A 13,552-nucleotide genomic window follows, 5' to 3' on the forward strand; every position below is an offset into this window, starting at 1 on the left:
GAGAAGTTGAGCATCCTCATAATCAATATTCATTGAACTGTCATCAAAGCATCATTGCACTGTCAAAAATATAACTTAAGCTGAGTTAAACACAGATCTCAACTTGTAAAAATAACAACACAAATCTAGCTCAACCCCAACACAGTCAGGCTTTGACTGTAGATAGGAGATTAGCGATGAATTTTAAAAATGCAAAAACAAGAATGCTGCATCTCGATTTAAAAGGCTGTATTTATCTCAATCATTTTTCGCATCAACAAGTTGTTGCTGACATATTTAAAATGGTGAGTCGACTTGGTGATGGTGTGTTTTGGTATGTTATGTTGGCGACGGTCTGGATCTTGCAGGGCATGTCTTACAGTGTACAAATCGTCTATATATTACTGGGTGGTTTCGTCGGCACCTCGGTCTACAAACTCCTCAAAAAGAAAACTGTGCGCCCAAGACCGTACCAAGTGCATCAAGTGATTCGCTTAGGTGAACGCCCTCTAGATCATTTTAGTTTTCCATCGGGGCATACTCTACATGCAGTCATGGCGACAACAGTATTGGGCTATATTCAACCCATGCTGTTGGTCTTAATGTTGCCCTTTACGTTATTGGTGGCATTATCCCGCATGATCTTAGGTTTGCATTACCCGAGTGATGTCGCAGTCGGTGCTGCAATAGGCGCTGCAGTGGGTGCCGCAATGATTCTCTGTGCACCTCTTTTCGGTTTGGTTTTATAGTTTGATGTGGAGATCTTAATTGCAAAATCTGGTAATAAAAAAATTAAAAGGGTTTATCACGTCCAATTGCTGAAATTTGTTAAAGTAAGCCATCATTCTATAGACGATGTTAGGAAGACCCATGGGTTTACGCTGGACAGATACCATTGATATCGCAATTGAGCTGTATGAAGCTCACCCTGATGTTGATCCGCAATGGATTCGCTTTACTGACCTACATGCATGGGTATGTGCATTGCCAAATTTCACTGATGACCCTGAAAAGTCGACTGAAGGTCTGCTTGAGGGAATTCAGATGGCCTGGATTGATGAGGCAAGTTAATCCCTACATCGAAAAAAGCAATTTTTTTGTATAGCAAAAGCAGAAAATAGCGCATTATTCGGTATAATGCGGCAAATTTTTCACGTCAAATTGACTTAAGGAGCCTCTCATGGCTATTGAACGTACTTTATCTATCGTTAAACCAGACGCAGTTGCTAAAAACCACATCGGCGACATCTTTGCTCGTTTCGAAAAAGCTGGTCTTCAAATCGTTGCAACTAAAATGAAACACTTGACTCAAGCTGAAGCTGAAGGCTTCTACGCTGAGCACAAAGAACGTGGTTTCTTTGGTGACCTAGTTGCATTCATGACTTCTGGTCCAGTTGTAGTTTCAGTTCTTGAAGGCGAAAATGCAGTTCTTGCTCACCGTGAAATCCTTGGCGCAACTAACCCTAAAGAAGCTGCTCCTGGTACTATCCGTGCAGACTTCGCTGTAAGCATCGACGAAAACGCTGCTCACGGTTCTGACTCTGTAGCATCTGCTGATCGTGAAGTTAACTACTTCTTCGCTCAAACTGAGATCGCTCCACGTACTCGTTAATTCGAAGTATTCAAACCAGATAAGTGGTATACTGCTTGTCTGGTTTTTTTATTCTCTGAATAATTCTTTGCTCAATAACTGAGCTTCTCCTTTGATCTTTAGACATGGTTTAGGTAAATACACATGAGTACTGAAGTAGTCGCTACATCAGTTGTTTCTGATGCACAGCAACAATCTCCATCCGCTCCGACGCAGCAAAATACTGTAGAGAAAGTGAATTTACTGGGCATGTCACGTCCGCAAATGGAAAAATTCTTCGAAGATATGGGGGAGAAAAAGTTCCGTGCTGGGCAGGTGATGAAATGGATTCATCAGTTCTTCGTGACTGATTTTGCTGAAATGACCAATATTTCTGGCAAATTGCGTGAAAAACTAGAAAAGATTTGTGAAATTAAAGCGCCTGAAGTAGTGCATAAAAATTACTCAAAAGACGGTACTCGTAAATGGGTGTTCCGTGTAGGTGAAGGTGCAGGTTCATTGGTTGAAACTGTGCTGATTCCTGCGGAAGATAAAACCGGCGCACGTAAGACCTTGTGTATTTCATCACAAGTGGGCTGTGCTCTGGACTGTTCATTCTGTTCAACTGGTAAACAAGGCTTCCAGCGTGACTTGAGTCAAGCTGAAATTATTGGACAGCTTTGGATGGCAAACTTCTCTTATATGGAAGATGTGCCAGTTGCTGATCGTGAGCGTTCAGTGACCAACGTGGTGATGATGGGTATGGGGGAGCCACTGTTGAACTATGATGCCGTATTGAATTCAATGCGTATCATGCTGGATGACTTTGCGTATGGTATGTCCAAGCGTCGTGTGACTTTATCAACCTCCGGTGTGGTACCTAAAATTGACCAATTGGCACAAGACATTGATGTAGCCTTGGCAATTTCACTCCATGCGCCAAATGATGAACTACGTAACGAACTTGTTCCGATCAATAAAAAATATCCGTTGGAACAGTTGATTGCAGCGTGTCAGCGTTATATCGCCAAAGATGGTAATGAAAGTTCACGTAAACACGTGACCATCGAATACGTGATGTTAGATGGTGTAAATGACCATCCTGAACATGCACAGCAAATGTTAAAGCTGTTGAAAAACCTACCAAGCAAAATTAATTTAATTCCGTTTAACCCGTTCCCGCATGCGCCATACGGTCGTTCAAGCCGTAACCGTATTATTTCTTTCCAAAAAACTTTGTCTGATGCCGGTTTTGTGTGTACGATTCGTCAGACACGTGGTGATGATATCGATGCTGCGTGTGGACAACTCGTGGGGCAAGTTGCTGACCGTACTCGTCGTGCGGAGCAATGGAAAAAGAAAGTTGCGCAGCAAAATGAGATACTGCGCTCACAAGGATAATAAAGAGGCAGCCAATTGAAAAAGTTAACGTATAAGTTCACTTTCGTTTCAGCTTTATGTGCATCGGTTTTGGCATTAACAGCATGTCAAACGCCTGAGATTGGGAAAAAAGACCCAGAGAAAGCCGTAAAAATCAGAACGCAATTGGCTGTTGAACACCTGAAAGCAGGGGATTTGGACTCTGCTAAACGCGCATTAGATCAGGCTTTAGAGGTGGATTCTCGCGATTCTCAGGCCAATATGATGATGGGTGTCTTACTGCAACGAGAAGGCAGTCCAGCCAACTTAGAAAAAGCAGATAGTTATTTTAAGCGTGCAATTTCAGCAGACTCAAAAAATTCTCAAGCACGTAACAACTACGGTACGTATTTATACCAAGTTGAGCGCTATAATGATGCGATTGAACAGTTCAGCATCGCAGGTTCAACTTTAGGTTATGATCAACGTTTCAAAGCATTGGAAAATTTAGGTCGAATTTACCTGAAAGTGGGTGATGTGGCGAATGCTGAAAAATCATTCAAACAAGCTTTGCAGGCTAATCGTGATTCCTATGTTTCAATGTTAGAGTTGTCTGAAATCTTTTATTTGAATCAGCAGTTCCCTGCTGCCACACAAATGTATGAACAATTTGTACGTGCAGTAGGACAAAAAAATCAGGGTGCGCGTGCACTCTGGATTGGCATTCGAACAGCGCGTGCCAATGGCGACAATTTGGGTATGCAAGTACTGGTCAATCAGTTACGTGCTTTGTTCCCAGAAAGTCCTGAATACCAACGCTATTTGCAATTACAGTACAGTACTGAGGCCGTATGGAAGTAAATCCTAATTCACCGCAATCGAATGGTTCGAGCGTAGCTCCAAATGCATTAGGAAATGTACAACGCCCAGGTGAGTATTTACGTCAAGTACGTATTACGCAAAAACTGGAACTTGAAGCTGTCGCATCAGAACTCAATATTCCATTAAAAACACTGACTGCACTTGAGCAAGATGATTATAAGTCATTGCCTGAAGCGACCTTTATTAAAGGTTACTACCGCACTTATGCCAAATATTTAAAAGTTGATGCAACCAATATCATTCAACGTTTTGATGATATTTATGCCAACGATACGGGATTGTTGCCAAATCACGCGTTAAACAATTCACCGATTAAAATTATGGGTAAATTACCCGGTTCTAACCGTGACCGTAATCGTAAATGGATTAAACGTGGTCTGATTGCATTGGCGGTGTTGTTGGTCATTGGTGCGATCGTGGCAGCGATTCAGGGCATGACCTCGGGCAGCGATAATGAAGACGCTGTGACCAATGATGTCGCTTCAGAAGTTCAAGTCCTCGACATGAATGGCGGAAATGCAGCGGTTAGTGGCGATCAATTGACATTGACCTTCAGTAGCCCAACTTCAGTACATATTGTTGATTCGACGGGTAAGGTGTTGGCGACAGGTCGTCAAGCATCGACGCTCAACTTAAACGGTGAAACACCATTCCAAATTCGTTTGGATGATGCAACAGCAGTGTCATTAAGCTTAAATAATGAAAATATTTCATTGTCACCATATACCGTAAACGGCAAAGCAGATTTCCGTTTATCACGTTAAGGGACAACAGAGCAGACTGAACAATGATTGAAAATCCAATTAAGCGTCGTCCAACGCGTAAAATTAAAGTAGGTTCGGTGTATGTCGGTGGTGATGCGCCGATCAGCATCCAAAGTATGACCAATACTGAAACCTGTGATGTCGAAGCGACCGTGGCACAGATTCAGCGCTGTGTTGATGTAGGCGCAGACATCATGCGTGTGTCTGTACCGAGTATGGAAGCTGCAGAAGCTTTTGGTGAAATTCGTAAACGTGTGCAAGTGCCATTGGTTGCTGATATTCACTTTGATTATAAAATTGCTTTACGTGTTGCAGACCTTGGTGCAGATTGTTTGCGTATTAACCCGGGTAATATTGGTTCTGAAGCCAAAATTCGTGAAGTGGTTGCGGCAGCGAAGCACAATGACATTTCAATGCGTATTGGTGTCAATGCAGGCTCACTGGAAAAAGATATTCAAAAGAAATATGGTGAGCCTACAGGTCAGGCCTTGCTTGAATCTGCAATGCGCCATATTGATATTTTAGACCGTTTAAATTTCCATGAATTTAAAGTGTCAGTTAAAGCATCGAATGTCTTTCTGACGATGGATGCTTACCGATTACTTTCTGCACAAATTGATAACCCATTACACTTGGGTGTGACTGAAGCAGGTGTCTACCGCACGGGTTCAGTCAAATCTGCTATCGCTTTAGGCGGTTTGTTGATGGAAGGTATTGGTGACACCATGCGTATTTCATTGGCAGCAGAGCCTGAAGAAGAAATCAAAATTGGCTTTGATATTTTAAAATCATTGGGCTTACGTTCGAACGGCATTAACTTTATTGCATGCCCAAGTTGTTCACGCCAAGAGTTCAATGTCATCAAAGTCATGCAAACATTGGAAGAGCGTTTAGAAGATATTCGTACCCCAATGGATGTATCGGTGATTGGTTGTAAAGTAAATGGTCCGGGCGAAGCCAAAGAAGCCGATATTGGTGTAGTAGGTGCAAGTCCGCGTTCACTGGTGTATCGTAATGGCGAAAAGAGCCATTTAATTGACACAAATCAGTTGGTTGACGAAATCGAAGCGATGGTTCGTCAACGTGTTAGCGATCTTGAAGACGCTAAAGCTAAAGAGATTATTCGCACAAGTTTTTCTGAGTAGATCATGAGTTCAATCGTCGCAATCAAAGGTTTTAATGACATTCTCCCTACGCAAAGCCCTGCATGGAGACGTCTAGAACAGCATCTATCTAGCCTGATGGATGCTTATGGTTATCAGCAAATTCGCTTGCCGATTGTGGAGCAGACTCATCTGTTCAAACGTTCTATTGGTGATGCAACGGATATCGTTGAAAAGGAAATGTACACATTCTTAGACAAAGGTAATCCGCCTGAGTCTTTGACTTTGCGTCCAGAAGGAACAGCAGGGTGTGTGCGTGCAATGCTTGAACATAACTTACTTCGTGGTGCTACACCGCGTGTATGGTATGTTGGCCCAATGTTCCGCTATGAAAAACCACAAAAAGGTCGCTACCGTCAGTTCCATCAATTTGGCGTAGAAACTTTTGGTGTTGCAACACCAGATCAAGATGCAGAATTGATTTTAATGACTGCACGTTTGTGGAAACGCATGGGCGTTGCAGATAAAGTTCAATTAGAACTCAATACTTTAGGTGAGTCTGATGAACGTGCAGCTTATCGTGCAGCATTGGTTGAATTCCTAGAGTCACATAAAAATGACTTAGATGAAGATTCACAGCGTCGTCTAACTACGAATCCACTGCGTATTTTGGATTCTAAAGATGCAAAAACACAAAGCATTTTGGAAAATGCGCCAAAACTTCACGACTTTATGGGTGAAGAAACGTTGGCTCACTTTGCCCAATTGCAGCAGTATTTGACTGACGCAGGTATTGGCTTTGTGATCAATCAAAAATTGGTTCGTGGTCTCGACTACTACAATAAAACGGTCTTTGAATGGACAACTACACACTTAGGTTCTCAAGGAACGGTATGTGCTGGTGGTCGTTATGACGGTTTAGTCGGTCAGCTTAAAGGTAAAGCAGACCAGTCGGTACCTGCTGTTGGTTTTGCAATGGGTATGGAGCGTTTGCTTCTTCTACTTGAACAAGTGGAAGACAATACCCCAGTGCGTGACTGTGAGCTATTCTTGGTTTCAGATCCTGCAACTCAAGGTAAAGCATTGGTACTTGCTGAACAAATTCGTGATCAACTTGAAGCAGCGGGTAGCAACATTCGCTTAAAAGTTGGTTCACAAGGTTCAATGAAATCGCAAATGAAAAAAGCAGACCAATCGGGTGCTTTATTTGCTGTGATTTACGGTGAACGTGAGCAAGCAGCAGGGCAAGTGCTGGTAAAAGAGCTAGCTATTGCAGAACAACACGAAGTGAATGTGGCAGACTTTGTTGCCTTCATTATCGAAAAAATTTCTTCAAAATAATCCCTATAACATAAGGAAAAAGGTAATTTCATGAGCGCATTGAGTGAAGAAGAACAACTTGATAACTTAAAATCGTTTGCTAAAAAATATGGCTCTGCCATTGTTAGCGGCATTTTAATTGCGTTGATTGCCTTTTTCGGATGGGAATACTGGCAGAAGAAAACTTTGGCTGAATCGCAAATGCAAACAGCCAAAGTACAGCAGTTAATGGATGATGCTCAGTCGGCGACTGGCGATGCTTTTACACAACTTTCTGCGACTGCAGATAAAATTGTAAAAGAAGCGCCAGATTCGCCACAAGCCATCCAAACTCAGTTGCTTATGGCAAAATTGGCGTATGATAAAGCGGATTATGCCAACGCTGAAAAAGCTTTGAAAAAAGTTGAAAATTCAAAAGTTGATGATGCAGGCTTAATTCAATTGGTGAAATTACGTTTGGCGTATGCACAATTGGCGCAAAAGAAATTTGATGAAGCATTAAAAACCTTAGAAGCCGTTAAAGAACCTGCTTTCCAAGCGACTGCAGATGAAGTCCGTGGCGATGTCTATGTTGCAAAAAATGATATCGAAAATGCAAAGAAAGTCTATCAAAGTGCATGGGATGCTTTGGTTGAACGACAAGAAGAACGTCAAATTTTACAAATTAAACTCGAAAGTGTAGGCGTTTTAGTTGATGATCCTGAAATTGAACGTCCAATTATAGATACACAAGTGGAAGCAACTGAATGAATAGAAAATACAAAATTACCTGTGCGCTGACAGTTTTAACACTTGCTTTGGCTGGTTGTGCAAATAAAGGAAAAGTAGAAAAAGTAAAACCAAATCCTTTACCAAAATTGGAACAGGCAAAAACTTTAGCACCTGTATTTTCAAACAGTGTGGCTTCAACTGAAGAAGCAGATCCACTACGTTTACGTATGGATGCAGATAATGGCGTTGTTTTTAGCGTAAATCCTAATGGTGAAGTTCAAGCCTACAAAGGCAAAGAGCGTTTATGGCAGAAGAAAATCTCTAAACAAGGTTTGACTGCAGGTGTAGAAGCAGCTGACGGTATTGTGGTTGTGGGTAATGCAAAAGGTCAATTATTTGCATTAGATCAGGCAACAGGTGAACAAAAGTGGACTGCGCAATTAACCGGCGCGTTACTTTCACCGTCGTTGATTCAAGCAGGTCGCGTTATTTCAGTTACCAATGATGGTACGGTATACGCAAACGATGTGGCAACGGGCCAACAAACTTGGACCTATAACTTGCCAAATGTGCAGTTTAGTTTACGTGGTATGGCAGCACCGGTATCACTCGATGCGCGTCATGTTCTCATCGCTTCTTCAAATGCCTATATCTATGTGATTGATGCATTGAGCGGTATTCCGAAAATGCAGCGTCGTGTTGCAGTGTCAGACGGTCGTTCAGATGTACAACGTCTCATTGATATTGACGGTGAACCGACTGTAGCAGGTCAATTTTTAATTACCACCAGTTACCAAGGCCAAGTGACAGCGCTTGATCTTGCCTCACAACAAGTGATCTGGAGCAATGATGCGAGCAGCATTCAGCGTCCTGAAGTTGCGGGCAATGGTGTCTTTGTGACACAAACTGATGGTAAAATGGTGGCTTATGAAATTACCACTGGTCAAACATTGTGGGAAAATGACCAATTGCTTAATCGTAATTTGAGTAACCCAGTGATGTTAGGTCAAGACCTTGTGGTTGGTGATCTGGATGGTGTACTTCACTTAATCAACCCAGCGACAGGCGAGTTGGTTGGTCGTTCTAAAACCAGTGGTGAAGTACGTTCACTACGTGTAATTGACAACCAATTATATGTGTCGACACGTAAGGGTGCATTAAGCATTTGGCAGAACCGTTAATTTTTCTGCGGCTTATGTTAAAATAAGCCAAACCGTATTTTTAACGCGGGGGATTGAATCATCAATGCCCCGTGTTTTTATTTATTTTAGGCATTTATCCTATTTCCATTCTTCCTAAGCTTTCTGATGTTCAGACCAGACCAAACTGGCTGATCTGGAATAAAGGTTAATCTATGAAACCCGTAATTGCGCTCATTGGTCGTCCGAACGTCGGAAAATCAACGTTGTTTAACCAGATAACCAAGAGCCGTGATGCTCTCGTTGCTGACTTTGCCGGTCTGACTCGTGACCGTAAGTATGGTGACGCGACTTATCAAAATAAATCCTTCATCGTCGTTGATACTGGGGGTATTGGCGAAACTGAAGGCGGTATCGACTCGTACATGGCAGAACAGTCAAAAACTGCCATCAATGAAGCAGATATTATTGTCTTCGTTGTTGATGCTCGCGCAGGCTTATTGGCATCTGATGAGCAAATTGCACGTGACTTACGTACGCTGGGTAAAAAAGTTTATCTTGTTGCCAACAAAGTTGATGGTGTACATGCCGAAGCAGCTTTAGTTGAATTCTTTAAATTGGGTATGGGTGAACCACTTCAAGTGGCTGCCAGCCATGGTCGTGGTGTTCAGCAAATGCTTGAAGAAGTGTTAGCTGAAGTGCCTGAAGATGAAAGTGAAGAACAACACGATAAAGACACAGGCTTACGTTTAGCGATTATTGGTCGTCCAAACGTGGGTAAATCGACTTTAGTGAATCGTTTGTTGGGTGAAGACCGTGTGGTTGCATTTGACCAACCGGGTACAACACGTGACTCGATTTATATTCCATTTGAACGTGATGGCCGTAAATATACGTTAATCGATACTGCGGGTGTACGTCGTAAAGGTAAAGTGGACGAAATGATCGAGAAATTCTCGATTGTGAAAACTTTACAAGCGATGAAAGATGCGCATGTTGTGGTTATTGTTGTCGATGCACGTGAAGGGATCGTTGAGCAAGACTTGCATTTGATTGGTTATGCGCTTGAAGCAGGCCGTGCGATGGTGATTGCCATCAACAAATGGGACAACATGTCTGACTACGACCGTAAACAATGTAAATTAGATGTTGAACGTCGTTTTGACTTTATTCCATGGGCAAAAATTCACTTAATTTCTGCACTTCACGGTACAGGTGTTGGTGATCTTTATCCATCGATCCACCGTGCTTATGATTCTTCGCATTTGAAAGTATCACCTGCGAAAATCACTCAGATCTTGAATGATGCAACTGATGCGCACCAACCACCAATGGTTCAAGGTCGTCGTATCAAAATGCGTTATGCGCATATGGGCGGACAAAATCCACCGACGATTGTGATTCATGGTAACAAGGTCGATAAAACGCCAAATGACTATCGTCGTTACCTAGAAAACGTGTTCCGTAAAGTTTATAAACTTGAAGGTACGCCAGTCAAAATTGAATTTAAAACCTCTGATAACCCATTTGAAGGTCGTAAGTCGCAAATCGATGAGCGTACGGCGGCACGTAAACGTCGTTATGTTCAGAAGTTCAAAAAAGCGGAAAAGAAATTCAAACGCTAAGTTTAGATGAACAAAAAAAGCCTGCAGATATGCAGGCTTTTTTATTTCACTTTATTTATCTAAAAAGATGTGAAAATTAGTTTTTACACTTTTTAGCTTGGCGGTAAATATCAATATTATCCAGGTTAGCTTGAGCAATTTCCATGGCTTGCTGTGCGCTGCTGCTATCCTGTTGTGTATTTTTATTGCCCGAAAAAGCTGTCGCAAATTGTCCCATACGCGCGGCTGTTTCAGATTGACCTGAAAATGCGGATAGCGCGTTGCCAGCAAGCCCAGCCCATTTTGAAACTTGATTATTTTGCTGTGCAGACGCTTGGCTTAATGCCAGTTGCGATGCTTCCAATGTACGTTCGAAAGTTTTACGTTCAACGCTCAGATCAGTGCAATCTAAGGTTTTTAAATAACTGGTGCTATAAACACTATTGTTGGTTTGGTTAGCTTGATTGAAATTTGAGGCATAGCCACGGTCTGCTTGAGCTACAGCATTGGCAGCTTCTTGACGGCTTTGATTCATACGCGCTTCAGCTTGGTCCATAATCGCGCCATTTTTGGCACCCATTACTGCAACGGCTGCATCCAATAATCCTGCTTGAGCGAAACATGGTAGGACGCAAAGTGAACTGATTAAGGTGATTTTTCTTAGCATCTGGTTTACCCCGAGTTTTAAATTAAAGTTATAAGAATCTAGAGTATTTTATCTAATTAAAGATGTATTTGAAATATTTATTATACTTAAGTATTTGAATATATTTATAATATTAAGTATTTCTTAAGTGGTCTGAAATATTTTTAAACTGAGTTTTAAAATCTCGATAAGTCAAAGAACCGATGCGCTCATCTGTATTGTGGTGTATTTTGTGTTGGAGAGTCGCATAAAATATAGCGTCATGGACGTAGTGTAAAAGATATTGGATCAATAACTTATGGCGAAAATTCAGCTTGAATATAGTGCAATTACTGACTTCTTTGTGGAGCCGCATGGCTTGAGTCGTCAAGAGGTAATTGCCGTGCGTAAACAAGCCATTTACCAATATCGCAATCAATTACTTGCGCAGCGGCTAAATAGGTCAGTTGAAAATTCAGATTTTTCAAAGTCTGCGTTTGGTAAGCCTTTTCTTCCTGATTTTCCCCACTTTCATTTTAATCATAGTCATAGCCAGCAGCATTATGTTTTGGCCAGCAGTGAAAAAATCGTCAATATTGGTGTTGATATTGAGGATTTAAATCGAAAAGTTCGTTTTGATGCGATGGCTCAACACAGTTTTCATCCCGAAGAATTGCTTCATTGGGAGAGCTGTGAGCATGATCCTGATTTTTGGTTTAAAGTTTGGACCACCAAAGAGGCGGTACTTAAAGCGTCAGGTTTAGGGATTCGAGTGAACCTGAATGAACTGAATACCCAGTGTCATCCTGAGCAGAATGGTGGGATGTGTAGTCATCCCGCAATTGGCACTTTTGCTTATCAGAATATTCAACTACCGCATGTGATGTTGACGGTAGCATGGCAAAGTGAACAATCTTGCCGAGGCTTTCATTTGCCGAAAATTGAGTTGAATGTCTTATAAATCGGTATGAAATAGAAATCACCATGAAAAAAGCCCTGTTCTGGCTGAACAGGGCTTTTTTTAAATCAATCTAAACTGGCTTTAGATTAGATTTTGCATTTTTTAGAACCTTGATAGATACCAATGTTGTCGATGTTTGCTTGAGCAGCTGATTTGTTCGCTTGTTGAAGTTCAAGGTTGCCTGCATCAGAAGTATCTTGCTCACCAGCCAAGCTGTTTGCAATGTTGCCTGCACGAGCAGCTTTTTCAGAGTTACCACCGAAAGCAGCAAGAGCGCCACCCGCTAAACCAGCAAATTTGCTCAATGATTTGCCTGGTGCTTGAGCAGATGCTTGGATGTTTGCAATGTTTTTGTCAGCAGCTTCTAAAGAGCGCTTAGCATTCGCTTTTTCAACAGCAAGAGTTGCACAATCCATCGCTTTTAATTCTGAAGATGCGAATTGAGTTGTAGCAAAAGCAGAAATTGAAATAGAAGTAACAGTTGCAAGAACAAGTAATTTTTTCATGAAATATTCACTTTTATTGTTAGAAAATAAACGCCCGAAAGTAATGGGCGGGTGAATATTATTCAAAAAAAGGAATTTTGTCCTGTTAAAATGTGACAATTATGTAACTTTGTGTAATTTGTGTACAAATATGATTGCAAAATTAAATGATTAGTAACACGTTGCTATTTGGGTTTTTGTGCAATCCAAATATTACTTAAGCGGTTGACAAATTGCGGGCTAAACTTCGATAAATTAAATAAAAATTTAGCTTTCATCCCCACAGGTGTATGTGTGGCCATTAAGACCGTATCCTTTTTTTGTACCAAGGCATAAATTTGCTGAGCAACATCGCTCGGTTGAAGATTGATGCCCATTTTCTTAATACTTTGTGCATCCATGTCTTGCACCATCGCGGTTTGAACAAATAAAGGCATTACATCTAAAACGCGAATATTGTATTTTTGCCATTCAATATCTAAGCTTTCAGTGAGCCCACGTACAGCAAATTTAGATGTGGCATAACTGGCTAAATCTGCTTGTCCATAAATAGCTGAAGCCGAAGAGAGGTTAATCACACGAGCAAAATTGCTTTGTTGTAAATAGGGGAATGCCGCATAGCAACCGTTTATCACCCCTTTGACATTGATATCAATCGTTCGGTGGTGTGCAGACAGTTCCGTATGTTCAAAGCTGCCTGAATACAGAATTCCGGCATTATTGACTAAGATATTCAGCTGACCTGCCCAAGCAACAAATTCAGCTAAAGCGCTTTGCCATTGCTCTGATTGTGTCACATCTAAAAGCCCAGCTTTGGCATGGCTACCGAGTTCAGCAGCTAAGGAGGTGACTTGAGATTGGTTAATGTCGTAAAGCCCAACTTTATAGCCTTGTTGTATGAATAGTCGTGCAATTGCTGCGCCAATCCCTTGTCCTGCACCGCTAATAAAAATACTTTGCATGTTATGCTTCCCTGAATTGAGTTGCTCATTCCCTGAGTGAATTTTGAGCATATCAAATTCTGTAATCGAAACAATGTACTGATGAGTA

The 13,552-nt window shown here is 41.6% G+C and carries 15 protein-coding genes; 12 read left to right on the plus strand and 3 right to left on the minus strand.

Features of this window, described 5'->3' with window-relative positions; all coding sequences use genetic code 11:
* Positions 1 to 176 precede the first annotated feature (176 nt).
* The 11 genes from FTU29_RS09805 (at position 177) to der (ending at position 10,452) form a co-directional block, all read left to right on the plus strand.
* Positions 177 to 728 carry a phosphatase PAP2 family protein gene (locus FTU29_RS09805; RefSeq protein WP_180121600.1) on the plus strand — a complete coding sequence of 184 codons (552 nt, stop codon included), beginning with the start codon at positions 177 to 179 and terminating at the stop codon, positions 726 to 728.
* Between the two features lie 121 nt (positions 729 to 849).
* A complete protein-coding gene (iscX, locus tag FTU29_RS09810; protein WP_078189615.1) occupies positions 850 to 1,050 on the plus strand; it encodes a Fe-S cluster assembly protein IscX in 201 nt (66 codons plus the stop codon).
* A gap of 109 nt (positions 1,051 to 1,159) precedes the next feature.
* On the plus strand, positions 1,160 to 1,591 hold the full coding sequence (gene ndk / locus FTU29_RS09815; RefSeq protein ID WP_078189614.1) for a nucleoside-diphosphate kinase: 432 nt from the start codon (positions 1,160 to 1,162) through the stop codon (positions 1,589 to 1,591).
* Positions 1,592 to 1,714: 123 nt separating this feature from the next.
* Positions 1,715 to 2,950, plus strand: a complete 1,236-nt coding sequence (rlmN, locus tag FTU29_RS09820) for a 23S rRNA (adenine(2503)-C(2))-methyltransferase RlmN (RefSeq protein ID WP_180121602.1) — start codon at positions 1,715 to 1,717, stop codon at positions 2,948 to 2,950.
* Between the two features lie 15 nt (positions 2,951 to 2,965).
* Positions 2,966 to 3,769: a type IV pilus biogenesis/stability protein PilW gene (gene pilW / locus FTU29_RS09825; protein WP_078189612.1), complete on the plus strand. Its 804-nt coding sequence runs from the start codon at positions 2,966 to 2,968 to the stop codon at positions 3,767 to 3,769.
* Entirely contained in the window at positions 3,760 to 4,554 is a 795-nt protein-coding gene (locus tag FTU29_RS09830) for a RodZ domain-containing protein (protein WP_078192662.1), read from the plus strand. Before pilW ends, FTU29_RS09830 begins: the two co-directional genes overlap by 10 nt.
* 23 nt (positions 4,555 to 4,577) lie before the next feature.
* Positions 4,578 to 5,699 (plus strand): flavodoxin-dependent (E)-4-hydroxy-3-methylbut-2-enyl-diphosphate synthase, encoded by a 1,122-nt coding sequence (ispG, locus tag FTU29_RS09835; protein WP_180007218.1) that lies wholly within the window; start codon positions 4,578 to 4,580, stop codon positions 5,697 to 5,699.
* A gap of 3 nt (positions 5,700 to 5,702) precedes the next feature.
* The gene (hisS, locus tag FTU29_RS09840; RefSeq protein WP_078189609.1) at positions 5,703 to 6,998 is read left to right on the plus strand and encodes a histidine--tRNA ligase; all 1,296 of its coding nucleotides are present in this window, start codon (positions 5,703 to 5,705) and stop codon (positions 6,996 to 6,998) included.
* Positions 6,999 to 7,028: 30 nt separating this feature from the next.
* On the plus strand, positions 7,029 to 7,727 hold the full coding sequence (locus FTU29_RS09845; RefSeq protein ID WP_180121604.1) for a tetratricopeptide repeat protein: 699 nt from the start codon (positions 7,029 to 7,031) through the stop codon (positions 7,725 to 7,727).
* Positions 7,724 to 8,869, plus strand: a complete 1,146-nt coding sequence (bamB, locus tag FTU29_RS09850; RefSeq protein WP_180121606.1) for an outer membrane protein assembly factor BamB — start codon at positions 7,724 to 7,726, stop codon at positions 8,867 to 8,869. Before FTU29_RS09845 ends, bamB begins: the two co-directional genes overlap by 4 nt.
* A 173-nt stretch (positions 8,870 to 9,042) precedes the next feature.
* Positions 9,043 to 10,452 carry a ribosome biogenesis GTPase Der gene (gene der / locus FTU29_RS09855; RefSeq protein WP_078189606.1) on the plus strand — a complete coding sequence of 470 codons (1,410 nt, stop codon included), beginning with the start codon at positions 9,043 to 9,045 and terminating at the stop codon, positions 10,450 to 10,452.
* A 76-nt stretch (positions 10,453 to 10,528) separates the two neighbouring features.
* Here der and FTU29_RS09860 read toward each other — a convergent pair whose 3' ends face one another.
* Positions 10,529 to 11,098 (minus strand): hypothetical protein, encoded by a 570-nt coding sequence (locus FTU29_RS09860; protein WP_111884741.1) that lies wholly within the window; start codon positions 11,096 to 11,098, stop codon positions 10,529 to 10,531.
* A 277-nt stretch (positions 11,099 to 11,375) separates the two neighbouring features.
* On the opposite strand from FTU29_RS09860, the gene FTU29_RS09865 reads away from it, so the two are divergent.
* A complete protein-coding gene (locus FTU29_RS09865) occupies positions 11,376 to 12,017 on the plus strand; it encodes a 4'-phosphopantetheinyl transferase superfamily protein (protein ID WP_180121608.1) in 642 nt (213 codons plus the stop codon).
* An 86-nt stretch (positions 12,018 to 12,103) separates the two neighbouring features.
* Here the strand turns inward: FTU29_RS09865 and FTU29_RS09870 are convergent, their stop codons facing one another.
* On the minus strand, positions 12,104 to 12,523 hold the full coding sequence (locus tag FTU29_RS09870) for a hypothetical protein (RefSeq protein ID WP_078192655.1): 420 nt from the start codon (positions 12,521 to 12,523) through the stop codon (positions 12,104 to 12,106).
* 164 nt (positions 12,524 to 12,687) lie between these two features.
* Entirely contained in the window at positions 12,688 to 13,464 is a 777-nt protein-coding gene (locus FTU29_RS09875) for an SDR family oxidoreductase (protein ID WP_180121610.1), read from the minus strand.
* Positions 13,465 to 13,552 lie beyond the last annotated feature (88 nt).

This window comes from Acinetobacter sp. YH12086 (assembly GCF_013419345.1).
GTDB lineage: Bacteria > Pseudomonadota > Gammaproteobacteria > Pseudomonadales > Moraxellaceae > Acinetobacter > Acinetobacter amyesii.

Bases quoted from the DNA above. Each gene is read 5' to 3' on its own strand.
- FTU29_RS09805 (WP_180121600.1), top strand. From the start codon at position 177: ATGAATTTTAAAAATGCAAAAACAAGAATGCTGCATCTCGATTTAAAA.
- iscX (WP_078189615.1), top strand. From the start codon at position 850: ATGGGTTTACGCTGGACAGATACCATTGATATCGCAATTGAGCTGTAT.
- ndk (WP_078189614.1), top strand. From the start codon at position 1,160: ATGGCTATTGAACGTACTTTATCTATCGTTAAACCAGACGCAGTTGCT.
- rlmN (WP_180121602.1), top strand. From the start codon at position 1,715: ATGAGTACTGAAGTAGTCGCTACATCAGTTGTTTCTGATGCACAGCAA.
- FTU29_RS09830 (WP_078192662.1), top strand. From the start codon at position 3,760: ATGGAAGTAAATCCTAATTCACCGCAATCGAATGGTTCGAGCGTAGCT.
- ispG (WP_180007218.1), top strand. From the start codon at position 4,578: ATGATTGAAAATCCAATTAAGCGTCGTCCAACGCGTAAAATTAAAGTA.
- hisS (WP_078189609.1), top strand. From the start codon at position 5,703: ATGAGTTCAATCGTCGCAATCAAAGGTTTTAATGACATTCTCCCTACG.
- FTU29_RS09845 (WP_180121604.1), top strand. From the start codon at position 7,029: ATGAGCGCATTGAGTGAAGAAGAACAACTTGATAACTTAAAATCGTTT.
- bamB (WP_180121606.1), top strand. From the start codon at position 7,724: ATGAATAGAAAATACAAAATTACCTGTGCGCTGACAGTTTTAACACTT.
- der (WP_078189606.1), top strand. From the start codon at position 9,043: ATGAAACCCGTAATTGCGCTCATTGGTCGTCCGAACGTCGGAAAATCA.
- FTU29_RS09860 (WP_111884741.1), bottom strand. From the start codon at position 11,098: ATGCTAAGAAAAATCACCTTAATCAGTTCACTTTGCGTCCTACCATGT.
- FTU29_RS09865 (WP_180121608.1), top strand. From the start codon at position 11,376: ATGGCGAAAATTCAGCTTGAATATAGTGCAATTACTGACTTCTTTGTG.
- FTU29_RS09870 (WP_078192655.1), bottom strand. From the start codon at position 12,523: ATGAAAAAATTACTTGTTCTTGCAACTGTTACTTCTATTTCAATTTCT.
- FTU29_RS09875 (WP_180121610.1), bottom strand. From the start codon at position 13,464: ATGCAAAGTATTTTTATTAGCGGTGCAGGACAAGGGATTGGCGCAGCA.